The sequence below is a fragment of the Pseudoalteromonas sp. genome (assembly GCF_036960685.1).
GTDB lineage: Bacteria > Pseudomonadota > Gammaproteobacteria > Enterobacterales > Alteromonadaceae > Pseudoalteromonas.
The window spans coordinates 217889-243164 of sequence record NZ_JBALXK010000001.1 but is presented as its reverse complement, the minus strand read 5'-3'; the positions used below and the strand labels follow the sequence as shown (position 1 = coordinate 243164).

The 25276-nt window shown below is 41.0% G+C and carries 25 protein-coding genes; 13 read left to right on the top strand and 12 right to left on the bottom strand.

The window, feature by feature from the left end; genetic code table 11:
• Positions 1 to 62: 62 nt before the first annotated feature.
• Together V7783_RS01130 and ilvC are read right to left on the bottom strand one after the other, a co-directional pair.
• Positions 63 to 1976 (bottom strand): methyl-accepting chemotaxis protein, encoded by a 1914-nt coding sequence (locus V7783_RS01130; protein ID WP_335677160.1) that lies wholly within the window; start codon positions 1974 to 1976, stop codon positions 63 to 65.
• Between the two features lie 196 nt (positions 1977 to 2172).
• Entirely contained in the window at positions 2173 to 3645 is a 1473-nt protein-coding gene (gene ilvC, locus V7783_RS01125; protein ID WP_335677159.1) for a ketol-acid reductoisomerase, read from the bottom strand.
• A 163-nt stretch (positions 3646 to 3808) separates the two neighbouring features.
• On the opposite strand from ilvC, the gene ilvY reads away from it, so the two are divergent.
• From ilvY to V7783_RS01100, 5 genes are all read left to right on the top strand, one after another.
• The gene (gene ilvY, locus V7783_RS01120; RefSeq protein WP_335677158.1) at positions 3809 to 4723 is read left to right on the top strand and encodes an HTH-type transcriptional activator IlvY; all 915 of its coding nucleotides are present in this window, start codon (positions 3809 to 3811) and stop codon (positions 4721 to 4723) included.
• Positions 4724 to 4881: 158 nt separating this feature from the next.
• On the top strand, positions 4882 to 5739 hold the full coding sequence (locus V7783_RS01115; RefSeq protein WP_335677157.1) for a MipA/OmpV family protein: 858 nt from the start codon (positions 4882 to 4884) through the stop codon (positions 5737 to 5739).
• Position 5740: 1 nt separating this feature from the next.
• Entirely contained in the window at positions 5741 to 6127 is a 387-nt protein-coding gene (locus V7783_RS01110; RefSeq protein ID WP_335677156.1) for a DUF3019 domain-containing protein, read from the top strand.
• A 14-nt stretch (positions 6128 to 6141) separates the two neighbouring features.
• The gene (locus V7783_RS01105) at positions 6142 to 6834 is read left to right on the top strand and encodes a response regulator (protein ID WP_335677155.1); all 693 of its coding nucleotides are present in this window, start codon (positions 6142 to 6144) and stop codon (positions 6832 to 6834) included.
• A 6-nt stretch (positions 6835 to 6840) separates the two neighbouring features.
• Positions 6841 to 8076: an ATP-binding protein gene (locus V7783_RS01100; protein ID WP_335677154.1), complete on the top strand. Its 1236-nt coding sequence runs from the start codon at positions 6841 to 6843 to the stop codon at positions 8074 to 8076.
• A 179-nt stretch (positions 8077 to 8255) separates the two neighbouring features.
• On the opposite strand, the gene V7783_RS01095 is transcribed toward V7783_RS01100, so the two are convergent.
• The 3 genes from V7783_RS01095 to V7783_RS01085 form a co-directional block, all read right to left on the bottom strand.
• Positions 8256 to 8480, bottom strand: coding sequence for a DUF3820 family protein (locus V7783_RS01095; RefSeq protein WP_335677153.1), 225 nt, complete (start codon positions 8478 to 8480; stop codon positions 8256 to 8258).
• Positions 8481 to 8597: 117 nt separating this feature from the next.
• Positions 8598 to 8879, bottom strand: coding sequence for a hypothetical protein (locus V7783_RS01090; protein WP_335677152.1), 282 nt, complete (start codon positions 8877 to 8879; stop codon positions 8598 to 8600).
• Between the two features lie 287 nt (positions 8880 to 9166).
• Positions 9167 to 10738, bottom strand: a complete 1572-nt coding sequence (locus tag V7783_RS01085; RefSeq protein ID WP_335677335.1) for a cation:proton antiporter family protein — start codon at positions 10736 to 10738, stop codon at positions 9167 to 9169.
• Between the two features lie 265 nt (positions 10739 to 11003).
• Between V7783_RS01085 and V7783_RS01080 the strand changes: the two genes are divergently transcribed.
• A complete protein-coding gene (locus V7783_RS01080; RefSeq protein WP_064666593.1) occupies positions 11004 to 11747 on the top strand; it encodes a sporulation protein in 744 nt (247 codons plus the stop codon).
• Between the two features lie 84 nt (positions 11748 to 11831).
• Positions 11832 to 12284 carry a GNAT family N-acetyltransferase gene (locus V7783_RS01075; RefSeq protein ID WP_335677151.1) on the top strand — a complete coding sequence of 151 codons (453 nt, stop codon included), beginning with the start codon at positions 11832 to 11834 and terminating at the stop codon, positions 12282 to 12284.
• Positions 12285 to 12320: 36 nt separating this feature from the next.
• Here the strand turns inward: V7783_RS01075 and V7783_RS01070 are convergent, their stop codons facing one another.
• The 6 genes from V7783_RS01070 to V7783_RS01045 all read right to left on the bottom strand — a co-directional run bounded on the left by V7783_RS01070 (position 12321) and on the right by V7783_RS01045 (position 18076).
• Positions 12321 to 13673: a sodium-dependent transporter gene (locus V7783_RS01070; RefSeq protein ID WP_335677150.1), complete on the bottom strand. Its 1353-nt coding sequence runs from the start codon at positions 13671 to 13673 to the stop codon at positions 12321 to 12323.
• Positions 13674 to 13887: 214 nt separating this feature from the next.
• A complete protein-coding gene (locus tag V7783_RS01065; protein WP_335677149.1) occupies positions 13888 to 15180 on the bottom strand; it encodes a sensor histidine kinase in 1293 nt (430 codons plus the stop codon).
• A gap of 31 nt (positions 15181 to 15211) precedes the next feature.
• Complete coding sequence (locus tag V7783_RS01060; protein WP_335677148.1) at positions 15212 to 15916, bottom strand: response regulator transcription factor; 705 nt, start codon at positions 15914 to 15916, stop codon at positions 15212 to 15214.
• A 12-nt stretch (positions 15917 to 15928) separates the two neighbouring features.
• Positions 15929 to 16321 carry a DUF3019 domain-containing protein gene (locus V7783_RS01055; RefSeq protein ID WP_335677147.1) on the bottom strand — a complete coding sequence of 131 codons (393 nt, stop codon included), beginning with the start codon at positions 16319 to 16321 and terminating at the stop codon, positions 15929 to 15931.
• On the bottom strand, positions 16311 to 17168 hold the full coding sequence (locus V7783_RS01050; RefSeq protein WP_335677146.1) for a MipA/OmpV family protein: 858 nt from the start codon (positions 17166 to 17168) through the stop codon (positions 16311 to 16313). Before V7783_RS01050 ends, V7783_RS01055 begins: the two co-directional genes overlap by 11 nt.
• 104 nt (positions 17169 to 17272) lie before the next feature.
• Complete coding sequence (locus V7783_RS01045; RefSeq protein ID WP_335677334.1) at positions 17273 to 18076, bottom strand: hypothetical protein; 804 nt, start codon at positions 18074 to 18076, stop codon at positions 17273 to 17275.
• 117 nt (positions 18077 to 18193) lie between these two features.
• Here V7783_RS01045 and V7783_RS01040 point away from each other — a divergent pair, with 117 nt between their 5' ends.
• Positions 18194 to 19372, top strand: coding sequence for a serine hydrolase domain-containing protein (locus V7783_RS01040; protein WP_442961330.1), 1179 nt, complete (start codon positions 18194 to 18196; stop codon positions 19370 to 19372).
• Positions 19369 to 19845: a SixA phosphatase family protein gene (locus V7783_RS01035; protein WP_335677144.1), complete on the top strand. Its 477-nt coding sequence runs from the start codon at positions 19369 to 19371 to the stop codon at positions 19843 to 19845. Before V7783_RS01040 ends, V7783_RS01035 begins: the two co-directional genes overlap by 4 nt.
• 94 nt (positions 19846 to 19939) lie before the next feature.
• Here V7783_RS01035 and yhbY read toward each other — a convergent pair whose 3' ends face one another.
• Positions 19940 to 20236: a ribosome assembly RNA-binding protein YhbY gene (gene yhbY / locus V7783_RS01030; protein ID WP_064666601.1), complete on the bottom strand. Its 297-nt coding sequence runs from the start codon at positions 20234 to 20236 to the stop codon at positions 19940 to 19942.
• Positions 20237 to 20324: 88 nt separating this feature from the next.
• Here yhbY and rlmE point away from each other — a divergent pair, with 88 nt between their 5' ends.
• The 4 genes from rlmE (at position 20325) to glmM (ending at position 25272) form a co-directional block, all read left to right on the top strand.
• Positions 20325 to 20954, top strand: coding sequence for a 23S rRNA (uridine(2552)-2'-O)-methyltransferase RlmE (gene rlmE, locus V7783_RS01025; protein ID WP_064666602.1), 630 nt, complete (start codon positions 20325 to 20327; stop codon positions 20952 to 20954).
• A 66-nt stretch (positions 20955 to 21020) separates the two neighbouring features.
• Positions 21021 to 22964 (top strand): ATP-dependent zinc metalloprotease FtsH, encoded by a 1944-nt coding sequence (ftsH, locus tag V7783_RS01020; RefSeq protein ID WP_228732911.1) that lies wholly within the window; start codon positions 21021 to 21023, stop codon positions 22962 to 22964.
• Positions 22965 to 23065: 101 nt separating this feature from the next.
• A complete protein-coding gene (gene folP / locus V7783_RS01015) occupies positions 23066 to 23926 on the top strand; it encodes a dihydropteroate synthase (RefSeq protein ID WP_335677143.1) in 861 nt (286 codons plus the stop codon).
• Positions 23923 to 25272 (top strand): phosphoglucosamine mutase, encoded by a 1350-nt coding sequence (gene glmM / locus V7783_RS01010; RefSeq protein ID WP_335677142.1) that lies wholly within the window; start codon positions 23923 to 23925, stop codon positions 25270 to 25272. The genes folP and glmM overlap by 4 nt, the downstream gene beginning before the upstream one ends.
• Positions 25273 to 25276: the final 4 nt, after the last annotated feature.

The following is a 25276-nucleotide window of genomic DNA, read 5'->3' as shown; positions in this document are numbered from 1 at the left end:
TACTGACTAGTTAAGTTTAGTCTATTTTTAGATGGAGTGGATATTAACTGTTACAAACTGTGTCAGTGCTTTTCAAACGTGGCTACTAAACTTGCTAGTGTTTGTGCACTTGTTGCGAGACCTTTGATCGCTTGCTCTGTATCAATTTGCTCTCGCATCGCCATATCACTGATCTCACTGATTTGTTCAATATTACGGCCCACATCTGCAACCACGCTACTTTGCTCTTCTGTGGCTGTCGCAATCAAGGTTGCCATATCATTTATTTCATTGGCTGTATTGGTGATAGCGTCAAGTAACTGCACAGAGCTTTGCATATTGGCAACACTTTGTTGCGCTTTGTTTTTTGATAGCGCAATCTGCTCCACCACATTTGTTGCGGTTTTTGCCAGCTCTTCAATCATTGTTTGAATTTCAGTAGTTGATTGCGAGGTACGATTGGCTAGTGCTCTCACTTCATCTGCGACGACAGCAAAGCCACGGCCGTGCTCACCAGCGCGAGCAGACTCAATGGCGGCATTAAGTGCAAGCAAATTAGTTTGCTCTGATATACCACGAATAGAATCAACGATACTCGCGATTGTTTGAGTTTTATTTGCAAGCTCAGTCACTTGCCCTGTTATTGTATCTATATCACCGGCCAATGCAGTAATACTTTGCTGACTTTGTACGACTTGTTGGTGGCTTTGTAATGTATTCGCTTTACTGTCTTCGGTAAGTTTTGCAGCAGTTGCGGCGCTGTGAGCAATTTCTTGCACGGTTGCACCCATTTCGTTGATTGCAGCTGCAACCGAAATTGTTTGCTCTTTTTGATTATCCATAGCTTGAGAGTTACGTTTTGCTTGGGCAAAAACTTGATCTGAGCTTTGACGAATTTCTAAACTTTCGTGTGAGACTTGGGCAATAGCCGTTTCAATTTTATCAATGAATTGATTAAAGCCATTACTCAGAGCTGCTAGCTCTGGTTGCTCGCTGTGTGGCAACCGATATGCTAAATTAGCGTCCCCCGAGCCTAAGCGGGTAAATAACTCGGCCATTTTTGACAGCGGTGATGACAACGAACGCGCTAATAGAAAGCTGATCACACACGCAAGCAGTGCAATAACAATCGCAAAACTTAAAATCTGCCATTGTAAAGTAGTGATCCCAGCAAACACTTCTGCTTTTGGTACTTGTGCAACTACATACAGTTGGGTGTTTTTAATTGGGCTGGCCGCGATGAAAAACGTATCGCCATTGAGTTCAACTTCTTGTAAGTTAAATTCATTATTGGTTAATAACTGACGACTGACTTGCGCGCCATACAAAGTATCTAGGTTTGTGTTACCTACAATGTTAACGTCTTTGTGGAGTTTAATTAAGCCTTTATTGTCAGTAATAAATACAAAACCAGTTTGCTCTATAGCAAATTTATTCAGCAGCGCTTGCATGTCATCAATGCTTTTTGCGAGTCCTGTTAAGCCAATACCATTAGTTTGTTGATGATTAACAAACATTTTCATATCACCATTAGGTTCTTGATACAGGCTGATAGAATAGGGGCGTTGTGAATTTTTAAAGTCAAAAAACCAGCCATCTTGTTGGCGATCTAATACGCGCAAAAAGCCTTCTTGATTCCAATATTGTGCTGTATCGCGATTAGCCCAGGAAGCCGTCGCTAAATCGTATTGTTTTACCACGCGATTTAGTTCACTCACTAATGTTTGATCATTGTTATCGCCACTTTTTGCCCACGCTAAAATGAACTGGTTACTAGACAGTTGTTCGGCAGCGCTAAGTAATTTATTGATTTCTAAGCTAATGTAATTGTCGATGGCCTGTAATTTACTTGGCAGCTCTGATTGGATCATCCGTTGTTCAATAATGGTCTTGGCTGATAGCAGTGCGGTAATACCAATAAAACTGGCAACGGATAACGCAATGACGATCCCTAAAATAGTGATTTTACGGGTGATACTGAGACTTTGATAAGACATTGTGGGCACTAAAGTTACAAATTATTGGGTACATTTTAGCATGGTTTTTTCAGATAGTTCTATCATCTATTAGAGCAATCACTCACTAAGCAATTTATGCTAAGGAGTCGTTTGACGACTACCTAAAATGAAAAAGCCCACAGCATTTGCATGTGGGCTTGGTTTCTAACAAGCGAAACTTTTATTGTCCAGGGTATTAAACAATCTTTTTCATCGCTGACATATAGCCGCGTAATTTAGTGCCAATGATTTCAACAGGGTGCTCACGGAGCGACTTATTGATAGCAATTAAGGTTTGATTATCGACATGATTACAGCGTTCACCTAAACCGCGACCAATCACATCGGTATCAATGTTTTGCATAAAGTCTTGTAACAGCGGTAAGCATGCATGGTTATATAGGTAACAACCATATTCAGCAGTATCAGAAATCGTACGATTCATTTCAAATAACTTTTTACGCGCAATCGTATTAGCAATGAGTGGTGTTTCATGTAGTGATTCATAGTATGCAGATTCTGCAATGATGCCTGCTGCTGTCATGGTTTCAAACGCAAGTTCTACACCTGCTTTGACCATTGCAACCATTAAAATACCGTTATCAAAAAACTCTTGCTCAGTAATTTCAACATCACCAGCTGGGGTTTTTTCAAAATTAGTTTCAGCTGTATCCGCGCGCCATTTTAAAAGGTTTGCATCATCGTTGGCCCAATCTTCCATCATCACACGTGAGAATGTACCGTCAATGATATCGTCTTGATGTTTGTTATACAGTGGGCGCATAATTACTTTTAACTCTTCACTTAATTCAAACGCTTTTACTTTTGCTGGGTTTGATAAACGGTCTAGCATATTTGTCACACCGCCGTACTTAAGTGCTTCAGTTACTACTTCCCAGCCGTATTGAATTAGCTTTGATGCGTAACCGGCATCAACGCCTTTTTCGATCATTTTATCAAAACATAAAATTGAACCGGTTTGTAACATACCGCAAAGAATCGTTTGTTCGCCCATTAAGTCAGACTTAACTTCAGCTATAAATGATGATTTCAATACACCGGCACGGTGGCCACCAGTGCCTGCTGCATACGCTTTTGCTTGTGCTAAGCCATGACCTTGAGGATCGTTTTCAGGGTGAACGGCAATCAGTGTTGGTACACCAAAGCCGCGCTTATATTCTTCACGAACTTCAGAACCTGGGCACTTAGGCGCAACCATTATTACGGTGATATCATCACGTACTTGCATGCCTTCTTCAACAATGTTGAAACCATGTGAGTAGGCAAGTGTTGAACCTTGCTTCATCATCGGCATAATCGCGTTAACAACGGCTGTGTGTTGCTTATCAGGAGTTAAGTTTAAAACAACATCAGCTGTTGGAATTAATTCTTCGTAAGTACCAACAGTAAAGCCATTTTCAGATGCATTTAAAAATGATTGGCGACGTTCAATGATGGCAGAATCACGTAATGTATAAGATACGTCTAAGCCTGAATCGCGTAAGTTAAGGCCTTGGTTTAAACCTTGCGCACCACAACCAACAATAACAAGTTTTTTGCCTTTAAGTGCAGCAACGCCATCGGCAAATTCAGCCGGATCCATAAATTCACATTGTGCTAGTTGTGCTAGCTGCTCACGTAAAGGAAGAGTATTAAAATAATTCGCCATTGTTAGTATCCTATCTATTTCATATTTTGTTAGATGCAAAGCGTTTTGCCTTGCTTGAAACTACCATAAGGAAAATTTAACCTTGCGTAAAATGATATATTTGCATTAGAGTATTTCACAAAATGAAACGTGGCGGTTTTAAAAATCATAATGAGAGAATCGAATGGATCATAAGCGCTTACATTATTTCTTAGCACTTGCGAAAACCTTGCACTTTGCTCGGGCAAGTGAACTTTGCCATATTAGCGCACCAACGCTCAGTCGCAATATCAAGCAATTAGAAGATGAAGTAGGAGTATCACTCTTTAATCGTGATAATCGCAGCGTAAAACTAACTCGCGAAGGGGAGTCTTTTATTGATTATGCCAATGCAACACTTACTAATTGGCAGCGTTTTCGCTCGAATGTACAAGATCCAGAGCAGACGATTTATGGCAAAGTGAGTATTTATTGCTCAGTTACGGCGTCTTATAGTTTTTTACATCAAATATTAGAGCAATTGCGTCTGCAACATCAGCACATAGAAATAAAACTTAATACGGGCGACCCAGCAGTGGCAATTAACCGTGTACTTGATGGCCATGAAGCGATGGCCATTGCAGCAAAACCCGATAAGTTACCTGCACAAATTGCATTTGCGAGTATTGGCTATTCGTCATTGGTGTTTATTGCACCACGTAATGCATCATTGATAACCCAAAAGCTGGCACAGTTTGGTGATAATATTGATTGGTCTGAGCTTGAGTTTATAGTGCCGGAGCAAGGATTCACACGTCAGCGGTTAGAGCAGTGGTGGCGAAAACATGGTATTAATGCCAAAATATATGCGCAAGTGGCAGGGCATGAAGCTATGGTGTCTATGGTCAGCTTGGGGCTTGGTATTGCCATGGTGCCAAAGATTGTATTAGACAACAGCCCGTTAAAAGATCGTGTTCAGGTGTTAAGTGATCAAAAAGAAGCGCCGCCAGGTTTTGAAATTGGCTTAGCTGTGTTACATAAAGCATTGCCTGATGCAGCACTAAAAGCGTTGTGGGAAATTGCGCAATCATTGAAAGATGTCAATAGCTTAGCAAATTGATCTAAGTATTCACGAATATGTTAACTGACGTTATTGTTACCTAAAAAAACGCCACATGTATCAAAAGTGTGAATGATTGTAATCAGCTAGGGATTAGTTATTAATAGCTTGCTATTATACAGTCACTAGCTTAGGTTTTCTTGGCATAAATAATAATAATGAAGTTGAATCTTAATACTCTCACTGCACTTTGCGTGTCTTTGTGGCTTGCAGCGCCTTGTCTTGCGCAGCAGTCAGAAATTGATCCAGTGCAAAACATCACCATGGATGAGTGGCACCTGAGCCTTAACTTTGGCTTAGGTGTTATGAGTAATCCATTACACGGGGGTGATGACCTTCCTTTAGTTGTGCTCCCTGAAGTGGCCTACTATGGCGAACAATTCTTTTTTGATAATGGCCGTTTAGGTTATAGCCTGTCACAAGACTCAGCACATATAGTTAATTTGGTTAGCGAATTTAATCCAGAAACACGTTTTTTTGTTGATTGGCACCCAAGTAATATTTTTGCATTAACGTCTGCTAATTCGTTAACAACCAGCAATAATGAATTGCACAGCCAGCAACCTCGCCTAAATATAGAACAGCTTGATAAACGTAAGTGGGCACTTGATGCTGGCGTGAGCTATCATTATGTGTATCAGCAACATGTTTTCTCAGTGCAAACACTAGCAGATATATCCGGTGTATATGAAGGGTGGCGTAGTGCATTGCAGTGGCAAATGCATAACAAAATTGGTGAGCTACTTATTAAGCCAAGTGTGGGGATCTGGTATAAATCACCAGCACTGAATACGTATTTTTATGGTGTATCGGCAAAAGAGTCACCAAATGGCGCAATTGAGGTTGGTAGTAGCTGGCAGCCTTATGCTAAAATAGACGCCCGCTGGCCCTTAAATGAAGCCAACTCATTACGTTTTCACTTGGCTTATTATGATTATTCGGCCTTAGATGACAGTCCGCTGTTTGAACAAACGTATTCAATGACTGCCTTTATAGGATTCGATCATATTTTTTAATATGAAGTATTTACAACTTGGTTTAAGCATCGTTTTTTTGTTGGTATGGCCAAAGCTGGCAGTCGCAAAAAAAGATATATTAACAGTAACTCCAAAAGTCTGTGTGGTTTCCGAACAACAAGAATTTTGCGATCTTGATTTGAAATTTGCTTTAAATATGCCCTATAAAATGGATGTATGTTTGTATCATGAAAGGCAACAATTGCAGTGTTGGCAACAAGTTACCACTGAACAGTTTAATCATAAAGCGCGTGTTCAGGTTGAAACAATATACTCCTTAGTCAATCCTCACACGGATGAACTACTGGCGACAACACGCATTGAAGTACAGAGTACTCGCGCTAAAACTACTCGGCGTCGATTACGTTCACCGTGGAGCTTTTTTTAATCTTGGAGCTGCAAATGGCAAAGATCTTACTTGTAGAAGATGATTTAGGGTTACAGCAATTAACGCGTGATTATCTTGAAAATAACGGCCTTGAAGTGGCGGTGTTAGACCGTGGCGATGAAGTATTTACTTACCTTGAAAACAACCCTGTTGATTTAATGATCCTTGACGTTATGCTACCGGGTAAAGACGGCTTTAGCGTTTGCAGACAAGTGCGCGATAAATTCAGCTTGCCTATTTTAATGTTGACTGCCAAAGGTGAAGACTTTGACCAAGTAATTGGTTTAGAGTTAGGTGCCGATGATTATGTTATAAAACCTGCAGAGCCAAGAGTATTACTTGCCCGTATAAGTGCGCTATTACGCCGTGGTCAAGCATCTGTAAAAGCACCAGAAGAATTACAATTTGGTGATTTATCAATTGATAAAACCAGCCGTATTGTGCGCTTAAAAAATAACGAAATTACCCTGACTTCTCATGAATTTGAATTACTCTGGTTATTAGCTTCAAATGCTGGAGAAGTACTGAGCCGTGAACATGTGCATCAACACATGATAGGTCGCCAGTATGATGGCTTAGATCGCACAGTTGACGTGCGTGTATCACGCATTCGTAAAAAGTTAGGCGATAACAGTGATAAACCATACCGTATTAAAACTGTTTGGGGGCAAGGTTACTTATTTGTCTCCGACGCATGGGGTATGTAACTGTTAATGGGGAAACTATTCGCAAGTTTATATTTGTATATTATAGTTTCCCTGTTTTTAGTCAGTGGGGTGATTGAGCAACTTTGGCCCTACGAAGATACCCAACAACAACTCTCCCTCGATGATGAATTCGGCCAATCTCTCTGGCTATTAACGCAAAGCCCTGAAGGTATCGCCAATATAGCCTCGCGTTTTCAAAGTAAAGTCGTGAAAAAACAAGATCTCATGTTGCCACAAGAGCAACGAGAAGCTCTTATTCAACATCACTATATCTATGTTTTTGACCAGCAACAACGTGCTATTTGGTATGTTTCACTCGATGCTGGAACATTATTGCAAGTGGGTCCCATTACTGTGTTATCACCGGTATTTCCATCGGTTTGGCCTTATCTGTTATTGTTGTGCGTTGTGGGAATTCCGGTTGGTTTATGGAGTTTTTTATTATGGCGAGATTTTGCCAAATTACGTTTAGCGTGTGAAGCTGTCGGCGGCTCACAAGACTTTGAACTGAGCGCGACCTCTAAATCGTTTTTTTTACCAATAACAGACACTTTAAGCGCGATGCAACAACGCATACAACATTTATTGACTGCGCAACAAGAGCTTACGTCATCGGTTTCTCATGAGTTCAGAACCCCGCTGGCGCGGTTAAAGTTTGCTCTAGCCATGTTAGAGGATAAGGTGACTGATGAAAAAGCATTTGATTATATCGATAATATGCAATTGGATATTGTCGAGTTAGAATCATTGGTAAAAGAAATGCTCGATTACGCGCGTCTTGATAGTCAACAGCCAAATCTGACTGTGCAAAAATGTGATTTAGTACAGTTGTTAGAAAGTGTTATTACCAAGCTTGATTTTGCAACCGAAATTCAGCTTAATGCACAATTACCGCCAAAGTGTAGTTATATTTGCGATAGTCATTTTATTGCCCGTAGTGTGCAAAACTTAGTGGGCAATGCCCTTAAATATGCTCGTCATGAAGTCAGGGTTAGCCTAACCGAAAATGCCCAGCAAGTGATTATAAGTGTAGAAGATGATGGTCCTGGTATTGATCAAGCGCAGTGGGACACGGTATTTAAACCCTTTGCCCGCCTTGATAAGAGTCGCGATAAAAAAACCGGCGGGTTTGGACTCGGGTTAGCCATTGTGGCAAAAATAGTGTCCTGGCATCAGGGCAGCTGTGAGTTATCTCACTCACAACTCGGTGGGGCTAAATTTATAATTAGCTTACCTAAGTAAGCAGGTTAATACCAATCGTGTTATGTCGATAGGTGTAAGCTAAAAAGTTTAACTTTCTATTTTACTTCCGTACGCACGGCAAAAAAAAAGCGCCATATAGGCGCTTTTCCACGGTTAAAACCAAAATCAACAAGTAGCACATTAATAGACCGACTAAATGCGACTTAGTTCCATACATTTTAATTTCTTTTGTTATTTTCTAATAACGGCATTAGCATTTCTTCTAAACCATTGAGTTTAACTTCATACATCATCGCTAATTGTGCACCTAAGGAACCCTGTGGGAAGCCCTGTTGCTTAAACCAAACTAAATAAGGCTCAGGCAGTAACAGTAAAGGGCGTCCTGCATATTTCCCGAACGGCATTTTAGTATTGATTGCTATTTTTAGTAGTGCTGGATCCATGAGAGAACTTTGGCAGCTGAATTAGCTAAGCAGTGTATTATAAAATAGAGGAAGAAAATAGGCTGTGACGGGCATGAAACAGCCTATTTAATGAGGGGAGTAGGCCCTCATTTTTTACTAGTGGATCTGATATTGCTGTTTTTTAGAGAATCCGAGTTGTTCGAGTCTATTTATAATTGACGGATCATCAATACGATTAGGGGTCTCACTATCACGCAAGAAATGATCTTCAGGCACTTGGTAAACATCAAGCATTTTTTGAAATAATACAGCACGCATAGTTAACGCTGTCATTCCATTTCTTTGTATTTCATCAAGGCGATTTTGAAGTTCAACCAGTTTTGGGTTGGTTACATCATCCGCCACTGCTTGGAACTGTGTAGCAAACTTATTTTTCATCTAAAAACCTTATTTAATAGCAAAGGGTAAAATGCTGATGAATACGTATGTAAAAGCACTAAAGGATTATTTATGTGCTAAAAAGAGATACTTACGGATTAACCAACAAACGCAGTGTACTCTTTTTTTATGGGTAATTGCCAATCTAGATGTAAAGCTTTGTAAATGCGCTTGACTCTTATTTAGGGACTTTTAAGGAGGTGTTTTAGACGTCTAGATGTAAGATTATGAAAATTAGATGAAAATAGTTCTCAGTACCTTACACAGTACTGAGAACGGTATTTACGTTAAGGAAATAATTTTTGTTTTACATGTTCAGCAAAGCCACTACCGGCCTCTAAATAGAAGTTGTAGGTAGAATCTACCCCCATATCTTCTAATTCTTTTTGCTGATCGGGATAGTTCGCAATCGCCGTTACTTGGCCCTGATAACCCGATGCTCTTAATTGCTCTAAAGCAAAAATGTTTTGCATATGTTTAGGCATTGCCAGCATGATCATTTCTACATGAGAGTGGTTTACTCGTTGCCAAAAGTCTGGATCGGTGGCATCGGCTAACAGCGCTTTACGGCCTCGACTAACATGTTTTTCAACTACTTCGGGTTTAATATCCACACCGGCAACAACCCCAGGGTGAGTAATATTAATTGTTTCATATGCACCTGTACCAATGCGGCCCATACCAAAAATAACTATTTTGGTATCATTTAAATTCACGGGGAGTTCTTCAGCTAAGCGAGTTGGGCTTTCAAAGCGTAGTAACCATGCTTCAACCTTTACATAAATTTCGTTTGAACGTTTATTCAGTGGGGAAGCAATAATAAAGGTGATAGAAACCGCAATCGCCATCACGGCAAGCCATTCCGCCGTAATTAACCCACTACTGGCTGCGACCATACATACGATCAGACCAAACTCACTGTAATTAGCAAGGCTAAACGAGGTTAATAAAGAAGTACGAGCACGTAACTTAAGGGCATTCGTTAATATATAATATAAGGCCACTTTAACAGGCAATACCAACACGATAATAGTCGCTATCATTAGTGAATTAACAGTAAGCTCAGCACCTAAGCCAATTGTTAAGAAAAACCCAACTAAGAGGATTTCCTTTAGGTTCAGTAATGACTTGGCAAGTTCGCCAGCTTTTTTGTGAGGTGCAAAAATCATCCCTATGATCAATGCCCCTAAATCGCCTTTTAAGCCTGCAAATTCAAATGCGTGATAACCAACAACCAGCGCAAAGAAAAAGCCAAACAATGGCAGCAGCTCACCGTGTTTAGAACGGTTCAACACCCAAAACATCACAGGACGTAACAAAGGCAAGGCTACTAGGAGTGCAAAAGCCCAACCATTGGGAGTTTTGCCTGTGCTGATAGCAAGAAAAATGACCGCGAAGATATCTTGCATAACCAAAATACCAATGGCAATTTTACCGTGGAGGCTGGCCATTTCTCCGCGCTCTTCAAGCACTTTCACGGCAAATACAGTACTGGAAAAGCTAAAAGCAAAACCAACAAGTAATGCGCTTTGCCAACTAAGATCTACAAATAGCGGTAACGAAATAGCACCGAGTAGTAGCATTAAACTGCAAAAAATAGCGCTGCTAATAATAATATGCAAAGAAGCTGGAGCCCAGACTTGTGGCTTAACAAGGTGACTCACTTTTAGTTTTAACCCAATACTAAATAGCAGTAATGTGATCCCTAAATTTGCTATCGTATTAAGTAGTTCGGTGGTTTTAAAACCTGATAAATTGAGTACAAAGCCTGCGATCAAAAAACCTATCAGAGGAGGGAGTTTAAGTTGATAAACGGCAAAGCCACACACAAATGCGACAGCAAAATATAATAGTTCCATAATTCTTAATATCACTTCATTTGGGTGATCAGTGTAGCGAAATATCTGCATTTTTGAAAATCATTCGTGCATATTGCTTATATAAATTGTGCATATAAAGGTATACCTGTGTATGAAAAATGCGCGTTTAACGAATTATTTCTGTAAAAAGTCAATAAATAGCTATTTTTTCACTGACAGCAGCTTTTAAATATGGTTAAGATGCGGTAACAAAGGAATTTAAGCGTAATTTAGATTTAGGTGAATTAGGCTTAAGGAGAAATAGATGTTTAAAAAAATACTAGCATCAGTCGGTATTGGTGCAGCAAAAGTGGATACTGTGCTTGAAACTGAGCACTTGCAACCTGGGCAACTATTTAATGCCCAAATCGTGATAACCGCAGGAGATGTAAGCCAAGAAATTGCAGGCCTTGATTTAGCATTAATGACGCGAGTGAAAGTTGAAGGTGAAGACGGCGCATATTTCACTAATCATATTATTGATAAATGGCGTATCACCGACATAGGCTGTATTGAGCCGGGTCAGCAGAAACAGATACCATTTGAAGCTCGTTTACATTCTGAAACCCCGATCACCGAAATTAATGCGGGTTACAATCAATCCCATGTCTGGCTTGAAACTGGGCTTGATATTGATTTAGCGCTTGATCCTAAAGATAAAGACCCGTTGCATATTTATCCAAATGATGCAGTCACGACATTTATGCAAGCAATGGATAGACTCGGTTTTAGTTTGCTTAAAGCCGATGTGGAGAAAGGCTTTTTACGCGCCAGCACATTTAATTCTGTTTCTGGCTGTTATCAAGAACTTGAATATAAGCCAAATAGCCGCAGCTTATTTGGCATCCAAGAAATTGAATTGTCATTTGTGCCAGAAGCTCATAAAACCCATGTTTTAATTGAGCTTGACCGCGGTTTTCGTGGCGATGGTTATGTCGATTTAACCATTGAGCATGACCACGTAAACTTATCGCATTTATGTGATCAATTAGAACGTTTGCTTGCTTAATTGGTAATTAATAGCTTAGGTATAAACTAAGTAAGCAAGAGATAGCCCAGTATTGACTGGGCTTTTTTTATGTTAGGAGTTTTAATGCAATTAGTCAGTAAGGCCTTTTCAGAGCTGAGTACACACGAGTTGTTTGCTATTATGCGCACACGGGTTGATGTGTTTGTGGTTGAGCAACAATGCCCGTATCCAGAGTTAGATGATGTCGACTGTATGGCAAGTACTGTGCACCTGTATGGGTTAGATGCGCAGCAATTAGGTGCCTATGCACGATGCTATGAAAAGAATGAACAGTACAGCGCCATTGGCCGCGTATTAGTAGAGCAATCGCAAAGAGGCAAGGGTGTCGCTCCGCTGTTGGTGAATGAGGCAATCCAGTTGTGTTTTACGCGTTGGCCAGATAAAGACATCTATATCGGAGCGCAAACATATCTACTCGGCTTTTATCAGTCATTGGGCTTTCAATGTACTGGCGAGGCTTATTTAGAAGATGGTATTGAACACCAAGATATGATTTTAAAAAACCGCTCAGTATAAAGAGCGGTTTTTAAGTCAGCTAGTTAAGTCAGTTAGTTAAGCTACTATTGAACTTACGAACACTAACCCAATAGCTATTGGGCAAATAAACTTAATGTACCATGGCCATATTTTCCAAAACAAGCTGTTAGCAACGTCTGGGCAACCTTGCTTGATTTCATCAAGCAGTGAATTACGATACCAGATCCAACCGACAAATAAGCAGCACATCAAGCCAAGAATGGGCTGACCAAACTTAGTGGTTAGCGCAATAACCAAACCAAATAAACCTTCAAAATTTAATAGGATGGTAAAGCTTACCAAGGCAATAACACCGCCAATTAACCAAGTCGCAGCAACACGACCCATAGTAAAACGCTCTACCGCGTAAGATACTGGTGCTTCTAACATTGAAATAGACGATGTTAACGCAGCGATACTCATCAATGCAAAAAAGGCGAAGCCAACAAATAACCCTATGGTTCCCATGCCATCAAAAAGCGCTGGCAATACTTGAAATACTAAGGTGTCTTCAGACAGTAACTCTCCACTGGCCGAGAATATTTCCACTCCTTGTGCTTGTGCAACATACATTGCAGGGATGATCAGTAACCCGGCTACAAAGGCGATAAACACATCAATCAGAGTCACGTATGCACCAAGGGAAACGAGGTTTTCCTTTTTACTGATATACGAGCTGTAGATAATCATTACGCTGGTGCCTAGTGATAATGAGAAAAAAGCTTGGCCAAGGGCACTGACCAGTAATTCAGGGTTTAAAATCGATTTAAAATCAGGCACTAAGTAGGCTTTTAGGCCGGCCATAGCGCCTTCTTGCAGCATTACATAAATAATCAGCGCAAATAAAATAGATAACAACGCTGGCATTAAACGTTTAGACCATTTTTCGATGCCGTTTTCAACGCCGCGACTAATAATTGCTACAGTAAGAATAATAAACCCAGCTGTAAATATAAGGTTTCTTGACAGTGACTGTTCACTTAACCATGTTGCAGCCGTATCGCTGCCTGCTAAAGTAGCAATCGGTTCAATGGTCGCACTGATCATCCAGCCGGCCACAATGGCGTAAAAGCTAAGAATCAGACCCGCACAAATAATGCCGCCAAAACCAACTACAAATGCAAACCGTTTTTGGGTTGGTGAATTTGAAATTTTGCGTAATGAACTCACCGCATTCGCTTGACCATGACGGCCAATGGTAAGCTCAGCCATCAAGGCCGGATAGGCTAAACAAAATGCTAAAACAAGGTAGGCAATTAAAAAAGCGGCGCCCCCATTGCTAGCGGTTTGTGTTGGAAAGCCCCAAATATTACCAAGTCCTACAGCAGAACCTGCTGCGGCCATAATGAATCCAAAACGGGAGCTAAACTCCCCTCTGACTGCGCTCATAATTATTCATTCTTCTCTATTTTGTAACGGCGCTGACAATCTACTGTAATTGTTAAAAAATAAAAAGTTCTTATTGAGTAGATTTTCAGGGCAAACTAAGAAATTGTGAGATGTAAATAGCTGTCGCTATTTAGTAAAACCCACAAATAAATTCTATCTATTTGTTTTTAATCGATATACCTTGAATTAACCACTGTAAAGTGTAACATTAAAGTTACAATTTATGGGCGTTATGTATTTTCAGCGTAAAACACGCTCCTGCAAGTTTTTTACTGCGATTCACAGTTACTACGCCATGATGCCAATCTACTACCTTTGCAACAATAGCTAGCCCTAAACCATAACTTTTATCTGCACGGTTACGGTGAGTTTGCTCTTGAAAGAAGGGACTGAACACTTTATGCCAATTTTTTTCCGCAATACCCGGGCCATCATCTTCAACGGTTATAATCAGCGCCTGCTCGGTGCTGTATGCATTTAGGATGATTTTTTGCCTCGCAAAATCACAGGCATTGGATAATAAATTTGTAATTGCACGGGCAAGCCAATGTAAATCTGCATGGATCTGGCTGTTATCGCAGATAACTTGTAAATCAAGTTGGCGCTGCAGTAATCTGGGTTCAAGTTGCTGTGCTATAGTGTTTAAGTAACTGTTTAGCTTAGTCTTTGAGTAGGTTAATTGGTTGGCTTTTTGTTCTAAAGTGGCAAATGCTAAATAGCTTTTTAGCATTGATTCCATTTGGTCTAAGTCAGCTTCCATACGGTGTAGGTAGTGTTTTAGCTTTTCTTCGTTAGGGCTGTCTAGCGCAGCATCCAGGCCAAACCGTAAGCACGCAATAGGCGTGCGTATATCATGGGATAAGCTAGTCGCCATGAGTTTATTTTCATCAAGTAGTTTCTCAATTTGACTCGCCATACGGTTAAAAGTAAGTTCAACATCTTTTATATAAGTAAAATGTGATACTCGAATACGGGCATGCAAATCGCCATTGGCAAATTTTTTAGCGGCTTCATTGACTACCCCTAATCGTTTCGCTAATGGCGCAATAATAAACCCCATAAACACACATAAGCCTGCATAAAATAGCAAGGTAAGCAGCATATCATTTTGTTGGTCTTGCTCATGAGGCTTCTCTAAGCGCAACTTTAGATGAAAAGGGGCGAGTGCATCATTACTGTAAAGGAGATAAAACCCTTCTTGGTCTTCTAAGATCAACCCGCCTTCGGCGTTAATTTGCTCTAGCAACGAAGGCGGTAGTGCCAACGACTGGGTGGCGCGGTAGCTAAGTCCTAATGAAAATTGCTCTGCTAGCAAGGTTGTGTAGTCAGCGCGTTGTTGTTCGGCTTGCGCGGCGATTTGTTGGCTAAAGCCCATTAACAATTTGCTTTGCAGAGCAAATTCATCTTCACTGGTGTGGGTTTGCTGGCTGAATGCATCAATTAACCAGCCTAGCGCCACGATTGACAGTAATGCACTGGCTAGTAAAGATAGATAAAACTTTTTCATAGCATAACAAGGCCCGTTTTTTTAATGATCGTTACCATGCGCTTGCGACCAGTAAATAGCCTCTTCCCCAGATTGTTTTAATTTTTTCAGGGTGTTGCGGATCATCATTAAATTTTTTGCGCAGAGCTGAAATGAGCACATCAACGCTGCGATCAAGGCCATCGTACTCTCGGCCCTTCGTGGCTTTAAATACAGCATCGCGCGACACTACTTGACCGGCATTACAGGCTAAGTAATGCAGTAATAAATATTCAGCGCTAGAAACACCTTGCTCAATGTCATTTATAAAGACGTTGCGAGATTGGGTATCGATTTTTAAAGAGCCCACTTGCACAAGCGTTTCATCTGCTTTTGGCTCAGAGCTGTCACTTGTTGTACGCAAAGCTGCTTTTATGCGAGCCAGCAGGGCACGCGGGCGAACAGGTTTCATGATGTAGTCACTGGCACCGACTTCAAGGCCAATGACTTCATCCATTTCTTCGTCTCTGGCGGTTAGCATAATAATAGGGCTTTGGTAAAACTGGCGCAGCTCACGACACACACTGATACCGTCTTGGCCGGGTAACATAATATCGAGTAAAATTAAGTCAGGCTTGAGTTCCTTAACATGACTCACCACCTGATCGCCGCGTTCACAAATATGGGTTGTGTAGCCTTGATCAGTTAAATACTCTGCCACCCATTGGGCTAAAGAGCCATCATCTTCAACAAGTAATATTGTGCCGTAATTATTCATACTATTCTCGTTTTAAAAAAGGCGCCAGCGGCGTTTCTTTTGGCGGTTTTGATAAACCCATTGCAACTGTACTTGTGTTGCTGCAATGGTTTTACCGGTATCGCTGTTAATTAATTCAAATGAAATACTTTCAACAGAGTCAAAAGCGTAATTTAATTGACCACTTTTTTGTCTAAGCCAACATTGCATTATATGTTTCGACGTGGCGTCGCGTAGGCAATAATTCCCGATACTGTCTTGTTGCCAATTTAGTTCAATATCAGCATAGCAGTTACGTCCTTCACGCAGTGCTACACAGGTATCGGGCAAAGCGACTAATGGCGAATCGTGAGTCTGCTCGTCACTGGCTAATAAGGGCTTAGCACTTAATAGCAAACAGACGATGGCTGAAGCTTTAAAATACATAGCGCACGCCTATCATGGCTTTGTGCTGATAGCCTTGTGATACGATAGGGCTGTTAGTAATCTCATCTGAAAACCACGTAGAAAGCCAGCCACCAAGAAACACCCAGTGTTGATTTAATGGGTACTCAGCATGGAATTCAAAAATAACACTGACAGAGGCATCTGTTTGGTAAACTGGCCGAGTTGCTGTTGCTTCATCTGCGGTGATGCCAAAATAATAGTTTGTAAAATCAGCAGAGTAAGCACTTATGCCAACACCGGTACGAAACTCCCAGTTTTGCCACGGTAGAATATGACTAAAAAAGCTATTCATAACCCAGCCGTTGTGGGCATTGGAAATGTCGTGTAGGTATTCAAAAGAAATTTGTGAGTTTTCAAAACGGCGGGTAAGTCGTAAGCCGGTATCAAAGTCATATCTGCGGCTTCGTATGCCATCAAGTTCTGGGACCGTGCCACTGTTATAAAAATCGAGACCGGTTTCGTCAAATCCAGCTTGCACATTAGTACCAAGAATATCCAGATCCCAGTCATACTTATTGATGATGCTATAACCGATAATAACCCCGCCACTAAGTTGGCTATGGTCAATATCTAAGTAAAAACGTTCGTAGGAAACAGCAAGGTTAATATCAAGTTCTAGACCGTCACTGTATGAGTCCATGCCAACTAGATAAGAATCTTCAATATAATAACCGGCACCGGCACTCCAGTCCCATGCAAAGCCTGAAGTGGGTTCTAAGGTATTGTCAGCATAATAACGGTTACTGGCATTGCTAGAAGTGCTCCATAAACCGACACAGATCAATAATAACAGTAGTTTCTGTAGAGTGTGTTGGTTACGTTGCATCCATGATCCAAATAAATTAAGCAGTTATTAAGTGTATTATATTGTCAAAGAGTGCCCTTGAACTGTAAAAAATTGTAGCCAGCAGCCATTATCTGAATCGTAACTCAATGTACTTTGATTTTATCGATTAAAATGCTGCTTAAATAATAGTGCATCATCGGGGTCAGCGCACTGACTTCAGTGCGATTACAAGGACCTTGTAATTTCGTTAAACTAGTCATTTTTGAAATTGTCTTATAGCTTGGGATGCTGACATCTTGAGTCGCTCTGGCAAGGCGTGCTTGGTCGGTATTTTGTTGATGAACAAAGGTAGCCACTTCTAACTCATTACTGATAACTTGTTCCTGGCTAAAGCTAAAGATAAGTGGTTCACGGTGGAAACTTGCGCTATCAATTGATGATTTACCAAACCAAACTACATCACCAGATGCACGGTGGATCAGTCGCATGCTAACTTCGCCGTTAATAGTTGCGCACTGTTGGATTGGATACAGTTTGGCAATATCAGCAAATAAAGGATACGGTTTAACCGGTGGCTGAACTTGGTATTTGGTATCTTCAATAAAGTTTAACTCAAGCTGATGGATAGCAAGTGTGTAATCGCTATCGCCTTGATCCACAACACGTAAACTCATTGTTGTTAATGCATCGCTAATTTGTTTAAACAGGGTATCAGTGACACTTGCTTTGTCTGCAACCACTCTCACCGTTTGGTTACGCGTTATTTTATGCGCAGGTAACTGGACTGATTTTACTTTAGGTGAAGCGTGCTCTGTTTCATAGGAAACTTGAAACGTTTGACTTTTTAATTGCGGCTTGGCCGGCATTTCTAAAGGTGCAGCTGGCTGCGGTGCAGTAACACAGGCTGTTGTCATGGAAGTGAAAAGCACAATTGATAAATAACGAATAAACACTGTAAAACCCTTTAAAAACTCAATAATCGCGATATTGTACGTTAGTCTTGGTAAAACTTCATGGTATTATGAAGTCAGAAACGTCTTAATTTAGATTAAAATAATAAAATAATGAAGACCCTAGAACCTTTTATGCATGCTTTTTTTATACTTGTCTGTTTTGTGTTATTTCAGACGCACGCCTATGCGCGTGACCAACAATGGCACGACCTTATCAGTGACTATAACCAACACCTTGAACATAAATTAAAAAGTAAAGGCATCCCAGGAGCTGCATTGTCGATAGTCCATGGCCCAGATGATAGCTTCGTACAAGGTTTTGGTGTAACCAAATTGAATAAAGGGCAACCCGTTGATACTCATACTCGGTTTCGTCTAGCGTCAGTCTCAAAAACGTTTGCAGGCTCGTTAACCGCAAAGCTTGCCAGTGAAGGGAAGTTTTCTTTAGATGACCCTGTTAGTAAATTTATACCTGCTTTTGCAACTACTGACTATAAAAATCATTTAAAAGTTTTTCACTTACTTAGCCACTCCAGTGGTTTGGTCCCTAATGCGTATGACAATTTGATTGAATCGAGAATGAGCTACCCGGATATAGTCGAAAAGTTACTCAGTGTAAAACCCATTTGTCAGCCTGGGCAATGCTACGGTTATCAAAATGTAATGTTTAGCTTAATTGATGAAGTGATCAAAGCCAGCACGAAAATGGATTACTCACGCTGGCTGAATGAATTTATTTTCTCACCACTTAGTATGAATGATGCCAGTCTTGGCTATGCGGCCATGGTAATTGATGATAATTATGCGTATCCCCATGTAAGAGGGCGCAAACGCTGGCATACGGCAAGGTTGAAAAAAAATTATTATAAAGTACTGCCTGCCGCAGGAGTTAATGCCAGTGCCAGTGATATGGCTATATGGTTAAGAGCACAATTAGGGTATTACCCAACCGTATTATCAAGTGATGAGTTAGCCACGCAAACCAGGCCTTACACACATACTAAAAAAGAGTTACGCAGACGAGTATGGAAAAAACACCTAACAGAAGCCTATTATGGTTTAGGTTGGCGGGTATACGATTATGACAATGAAACCCTCTATTATCACAGTGGCTGGGTGCAGGGTTACCGGAGCGACCTTGTTGTGATACCGCATTTAAATATCGGTTTTAGCCTTATTCTTAATGCTGAAACAGGGCTTATTAATGAGTTAACCACAGAGTTTATTGACCGTGCATTAACATATAAACGTGCACAGCAAGTTGCAGCGTACCAACAGGAAAATAAATGAAATATGTTTTAGCGAGTTTATTATTACTATTTGCTGCTAACCTGAGCGCAGAACCAGACACTATTTTTTTATTTCGCCATAGTGAAAAGTTAACCGGCAGCGATCCTCACCTATCTGAAGCAGGTAACAATAGAGCAAAACAGCTGTTGAATTTGTTCAGTGGGGAAAAACCAAACGCTATATATAGTACTGCTTATAATCGCACGATTGAAACGGCAACGCCTTTGGCTGAGCATTTCGGCTTACGAATTAAAACCTATGATCCACGTGATTTGGCCGAGTTTAAACAAACTGTGATGGCAGAAAGTGGTGTCGTTGTTATTGTTGGGCATAGTAATACCACGCCAGAATTAGCGGCATTAATAGCACAAGTCGCGGTTGAAAAAATGTCAGAAACTGAGTTTGATCGCTATTTTATGTTACAAAAAACACAACAAGGTTTTCGGTTAAGAAGTATAACGATGAATTTTTAATCACGGCAATATATTTCTTTACAATTTATTGGCGCTTAGTCTCAGGCATAAAAAAACCAGCAACAGCTGGTTTTTTTGCAAAGCATAAAAATAATTAATTACGTGGTAATTGAATTTTCTTTTCTTCACTTTGACGATAAAGTACCAGCGTATGACCGATTGTCTGTAATTTCTCTGCACCAGTTTCACGAATAATAGCTTCAAAAATCAGGGCTTTAGTTTCACGGTCATCAGTAGGTACTTTTACTTTGATAAGTTCGTGAATTTCTAAAGCGCTTTGAATTTCAACTAATACACCTTCTGTTAAACCGTTAGAACCTAGTAGTACTACAGGTTTTAGAGAGTGTGCTTGACCTTTTAAAAACTGCTTTTGTTTGTTCGATAATTTCATGTTGTTACAAATTTTGCTGAATATGGCTTGAATTAAGGGTATTCTAACGCCATCTAAAGAATATTACTAATTAGTTGCGTGATAATTTATGACGAATAAAAAACTTTCGGCCAGTTCACAGCGATGGTTGAAGGAACATTTTGATGATCCTTATGTTCACGAGGCACAAAAGAAAGGTTGGCGTTCTCGTGCGATTTTTAAACTCGACGAGATCCAAAATAAAGATAAATTACTACGCCCAGCCATGACTGTGGTTGATTTGGGAGCTGCCCCGGGAAGCTGGTCACAGTATTTAGCAGAAAAAGTAGGCGATAAAGGACAAGTGATAGCTTGTGATATATTACCTATGGATTCACTGGCTGGCGTTGATTTTTTACAAGGAGATTTCCGAGAAGAAGCTGTTTTAGATGCGTTATTAAATCGCATCGATGGTAAAAATGTTGATGTGGTGCTCTCAGATATGGCACCTAATATGAGTGGTAATAGCTCAGTTGACCAAGCTGGTAGTATGTATTTAGTGGAATTAGCATTAGATATGTGTAGCCAAGTTTTAAAGAAAAATGGTGCATTTGTGGTTAAAGTATTCCAAGGTGAAGGCTTTGATGAATTCTTAAAAACAGTGCGTGATAGCTTTAAAACTGTAAAAATCCGTAAACCCGACGCCTCACGTCCACGATCACGTGAAGTATATATAGTAGCGACAGGCTACAAACTGTAGTACAGTTGTCAGGCGTTTAGTTGAATTTAAATTAATTGGATACAAGAGGTTAACCCCTTGAGCGATATGGCGAAAAATCTAATACTCTGGCTGGTCATTGCAGTAGTGCTAATGTCAGTGTTTCAGAGCTTTAATGGTGGCGATCAAGTAGATCGTCAAACAAGTTACAGTCAATTTGTAAAAGATGCCCGAAGTGGCGCTATACAAGAAGTGGCAATAGAAAGCACCAGTGGCACAATTACTGGTACTAAAACCAATGGCGAACGTTTTCAAACGATCATGCCTATTTATGATAAAGACATTCTTAATGACTTATTAAAAAGTGACGTGAATGTCAAAGGTGTTAAGCCTGAAGAGCAATCGTTCTTAGCTAGCATCTTAATATCATGGTTCCCAATGTTATTACTGATTGGTGTATGGATTTTCTTCATGCGTCAAATGCAAGGCGGCGGTGGCAAAGGTGCGATGTCGTTTGGTAAAAGTAAAGCACGCTTAATGAGCGAAGACCAAATTAAAACCACTTTTGCTGATGTTGCAGGTTGTGACGAAGCAAAAGAAGATGTGACAGAGCTGGTGGATTTCTTACGTGATCCGTCAAAGTTCCAAAAACTCGGTGGTAGTATTCCTAAAGGCGTACTAATGGTAGGTCCTCCTGGTACAGGTAAAACCTTACTGGCTAAAGCGGTTGCCGGTGAAGCTAAAGTACCGTTTTTTACTATCTCAGGTTCTGATTTCGTAGAAATGTTTGTCGGTGTAGGTGCATCGCGTGTTCGTGATATGTTTGAACAAGCGAAAAAAGCAGCGCCTTGTATCATCTTTATCGATGAGATTGATGCCGTAGGACGTAAACGTGGTGCTGGCATGGGTGGTGGTCACGATGAGCGTGAGCAAACACTTAACCAAATGCTTGTTGAGATGGATGGCTTTGAAGGTAACGAAGGGATTATCGTGATTGCCGCGACTAACCGTCCTGACGTACTTGATCCAGCGCTACTTCGTCCTGGTCGTTTTGACCGTCAAGTTGTGGTTGGTTTACCTGATATTCGTGGTCGTGAGCAGATCCTTAAAGTACACATGCGTAAAGTACCATTAGGTGACAACGTTGAAGCGTCAGTTATTGCACGTGGTACACCTGGTTTCTCTGGTGCTGATTTAGCAAACTTAGTCAACGAAGCTGCGCTTTATGCCGCACGTGGTAATAAACGTGTTGTTAGCATGGCTGAATTTGATGCCGCTAAAGATAAAATCATGATGGGCGCAGAGCGCAAGACCATGGTGATGAGCGAGAAAGAAAAAGAAATGACTGCGTACCACGAAGCGGGTCACGCAATCGTTGGTCGTATCGTGCCTGAGCATGATCCTGTTTATAAAGTATCTATTATTCCACGCGGCCGTGCCCTTGGTGTGACCATGTACTTACCTGAACAAGACCGTGTTAGCCACTCTAAAGAGCTACTGGAATCAATGATTTCAAGCTTATATGGCGGTCGTATCGCTGAAGCACTGATTTATGGTGAAGATAAAGTAACTACAGGTGCAAGTAACGACATTGAACGCGCAACAGATATTGCCCGTAAAATGGTTACTCAGTGGGGTCTAAGTGAGAAGTTAGGTCCACTAATGTACACTGAAGATCAAAATGAGATGTACATGGGTGGCGGCGGTGGCCGTGCTATGAGCATGTCAGATGAAACGGCTAAAGTTATTGATGCAGAAGTTCGTTCGTTATCAGATCGTAACTATCAACGTGCTGAGCAAATCTTGAAAGATCATATTGATATTTTGCACTCTATGAAAGATGCATTAATGAAATATGAAACCATTGATGCAAAGCAAATTGATGACTTAATGGCGCGTCAGCCTGTACGCGAACCTCGTGATGCACATGACCGTCGTGATAACACAGACAAGAAAACAGCGCCTGCGGAAACAAAAGCAGAGCCAATTGTTGATAAAGACGACAAACCAGCGCAAAAAGATGAAACAAATCTTGATGACAAAGCTGAATAACCGTTAAAATAGCAATACAAAAGCCCCGATTGTCGGGGCTTTTTTGTAGCTGAATAAATAAAGTAGAAATATCAATGCAATGGATGTATTGAAGGTGATAGATGACCACAGTTGATTTACCCAGAGGTCGCAGTTTACACCTCGACACCCCAGTGATAATGGGGATTTTGAATGTCACTCCTGATTCTTTCTCAGACGGCGGACGCTACTATCAAACAGACAGCGCTGTCATAAAAGCTCAAGCCTTATTAGCCGATGGCGCTACCATACTCGATATTGGTGGTGAATCAACGCGTCCAGGCGCGCCTGATGTAAGCCTTGAAGATGAATTAGCTAGAGTCATACCCGCAATCGAGGCAATTCGGGCCCACAGTGATAGTATTGTCAATGATTGCATTATTTCAATTGATACCAGTAAAAGTGAAGTAATGCGTCAAGCTATTCTAGCTGGAGCCGATATTGTTAATGATGTTCGTGCCTTACAAGAACCAACTGCACTGACAACAGTTGCACAGTTTCCAGACGTCGCAGTGTGCTTAATGCACATGCAAGGTCAGCCCCGTAGTATGCAAACTTCTCCGCATTACGATGATTTATTTAGTGAAATAAATGATTTTTTTGTGCAGCGCTTAAGCGCTTGTGAAACAGCGGGTATTCAGCGAAAGCAGCTTATTCTAGACCCCGGATTTGGCTTTGGTAAAACCCTTAGTCACAATTTTCAAATACTGGCGCGGTTTAATGAATTTAACCACTTTGGTTTACCTGTTTTGGCAGGACTCTCGCGCAAGTCAATGCTTGGCAACTTATTAAATAGACAAACAGACGAACGCCTTGCAGGTAGTTTAGCTGGGGCATTAATTGCAGCGCAAAACGGCGCAAAGATTATTCGTGTACATGATGTAAAAGAAACCGCAGATGTGCTTGGCGTATGGCAAGCCTGTGAACAAGGAATTAAAAAATGAATGAAAGAAAATATTTTGGCACCGATGGTGTACGTGGCATGGTGGGTGAATACCCAATTACTCCTGAATTTGCGCTTAAGTTAGGCTGGGCGGCAGGTAAGGTGTTATCAAAAAATGGCACTAAAAAAGTCATCATAGGTAAAGATACCCGTATTTCAGGTTACATGTTAGAAACATCCCTTGAAGCAGGCTTAATTGCCGCTGGCATCGATGTTGTGTTACTTGGCCCTATGCCAACACCCGCTGTTGCGTATTTAACACAGACGTTTCGTGCCGAGGCAGGTATTGTGATCAGCGCATCTCATAACCCATATCATGATAACGGCATCAAGTTTTTTTGTGGACGAGGCCTAAAACTGGCTGATGAAGTGGAATTACAAATTGAAGCGATGCTGGATGAGCCGATGACTTGCGTTGCATCCGATAAATTAGGTAAAGCTCGTCGGCTAGAAAGTGCCGATGGTCGTTATATCGAGTTTTGTAAAAGCCAGTTTCCTCAAGGTTTATCGTTGGAAGGGTTAAAAATAGTATTAGATTGTGCCAATGGCGCAACTTATCATATCGCACCATCAGTAATGCGCGAGCTTGGCGCTGAGATAATTTGTCATGCTTGTGAACCAAATGGTGTCAATATCAATCTTGAATGTGGTGCAACCCATGTTGATGCACTAAAGCGTAAAGTCTTAGAGCATAATGCGGATGTAGGTATTGCCTACGACGGCGATGGCGACCGTGTAATGATGGTTGATCATAATGGCCGTGTCTTTGATGGCGACGATATTGTTTACATTATTGCATGCCAAGCAGCGAATGATGACATGCTAGGCGGTGGCGTTGTGGGTACTGTTATGTCAAATATGGGGCTTGAAAATGCACTCAAGGCTAAAGGTATTGAGTTTGCCCGCAGCAAAGTGGGTGACCGCTATGTAATGGAATTACTGCAAGAGAAAGGCTGGAAAATCGGTGGTGAAAGTTCAGGCCATGTATTGAATCTTGACTTGATCAGCACCGGCGACGGTATTATCTCAAGCTTGCAAGTGCTTGCCGCAATGGTTGCTCAAAACCGCACCCTAAAAGATTTAGGGGCAGGCTTTGTTAAATACCCAATGAAGATGATTAATGTACGCTACAAAGCGGGCACTGATCCAACGCAAGCACCAGAAGTGATTGCCGCCGTTGCTCAAGTAGAAGAGCAACTTGCTGGAAAAGGCCGGGTATTATTACGTAAATCGGGAACTGAACCGGTTGTTCGCGTCATGGTTGAAGCCGAAGAAGAGAGAGTTGTGCTTGATAGCGCACAAAAAATTGCCGCAGTTGTTGAATCTATGAGCAAACAAACTGATTAAGAAC

Coding starts and splice junctions, on each gene's coding strand:
- V7783_RS01130 (WP_335677160.1), bottom strand. CDS start 1,976: ATGTCTTATCAAAGTCTCAGTATCACCCGTAAAATCACTATTTTAGGG.
- ilvC (WP_335677159.1), bottom strand. CDS start 3,645: ATGGCGAATTATTTTAATACTCTTCCTTTACGTGAGCAGCTAGCACAA.
- ilvY (WP_335677158.1), top strand. CDS start 3,809: ATGGATCATAAGCGCTTACATTATTTCTTAGCACTTGCGAAAACCTTG.
- V7783_RS01115 (WP_335677157.1), top strand. CDS start 4,882: ATGAAGTTGAATCTTAATACTCTCACTGCACTTTGCGTGTCTTTGTGG.
- V7783_RS01110 (WP_335677156.1), top strand. CDS start 5,741: ATGAAGTATTTACAACTTGGTTTAAGCATCGTTTTTTTGTTGGTATGG.
- V7783_RS01105 (WP_335677155.1), top strand. CDS start 6,142: ATGGCAAAGATCTTACTTGTAGAAGATGATTTAGGGTTACAGCAATTA.
- V7783_RS01100 (WP_335677154.1), top strand. CDS start 6,841: ATGGGGAAACTATTCGCAAGTTTATATTTGTATATTATAGTTTCCCTG.
- V7783_RS01095 (WP_335677153.1), bottom strand. CDS start 8,480: ATGGATCCAGCACTACTAAAAATAGCAATCAATACTAAAATGCCGTTC.
- V7783_RS01090 (WP_335677152.1), bottom strand. CDS start 8,879: ATGAAAAATAAGTTTGCTACACAGTTCCAAGCAGTGGCGGATGATGTA.
- V7783_RS01085 (WP_335677335.1), bottom strand. CDS start 10,738: ATGGAACTATTATATTTTGCTGTCGCATTTGTGTGTGGCTTTGCCGTT.
- V7783_RS01080 (WP_064666593.1), top strand. CDS start 11,004: ATGTTTAAAAAAATACTAGCATCAGTCGGTATTGGTGCAGCAAAAGTG.
- V7783_RS01075 (WP_335677151.1), top strand. CDS start 11,832: ATGCAATTAGTCAGTAAGGCCTTTTCAGAGCTGAGTACACACGAGTTG.
- V7783_RS01070 (WP_335677150.1), bottom strand. CDS start 13,673: ATGAGCGCAGTCAGAGGGGAGTTTAGCTCCCGTTTTGGATTCATTATG.
- V7783_RS01065 (WP_335677149.1), bottom strand. CDS start 15,180: ATGAAAAAGTTTTATCTATCTTTACTAGCCAGTGCATTACTGTCAATC.
- V7783_RS01060 (WP_335677148.1), bottom strand. CDS start 15,916: ATGAATAATTACGGCACAATATTACTTGTTGAAGATGATGGCTCTTTA.
- V7783_RS01055 (WP_335677147.1), bottom strand. CDS start 16,321: ATGTATTTTAAAGCTTCAGCCATCGTCTGTTTGCTATTAAGTGCTAAG.
- V7783_RS01050 (WP_335677146.1), bottom strand. CDS start 17,168: ATGCAACGTAACCAACACACTCTACAGAAACTACTGTTATTATTGATC.
- V7783_RS01040 (WP_442961330.1), top strand. CDS start 18,194: ATGAAGACCCTAGAACCTTTTATGCATGCTTTTTTTATACTTGTCTGT.
- V7783_RS01035 (WP_335677144.1), top strand. CDS start 19,369: ATGAAATATGTTTTAGCGAGTTTATTATTACTATTTGCTGCTAACCTG.
- yhbY (WP_064666601.1), bottom strand. CDS start 20,236: ATGAAATTATCGAACAAACAAAAGCAGTTTTTAAAAGGTCAAGCACAC.
- rlmE (WP_064666602.1), top strand. CDS start 20,325: ATGACGAATAAAAAACTTTCGGCCAGTTCACAGCGATGGTTGAAGGAA.
- ftsH (WP_228732911.1), top strand. CDS start 21,021: ATGGCGAAAAATCTAATACTCTGGCTGGTCATTGCAGTAGTGCTAATG.
- folP (WP_335677143.1), top strand. CDS start 23,066: ATGACCACAGTTGATTTACCCAGAGGTCGCAGTTTACACCTCGACACC.
- glmM (WP_335677142.1), top strand. CDS start 23,923: ATGAATGAAAGAAAATATTTTGGCACCGATGGTGTACGTGGCATGGTG.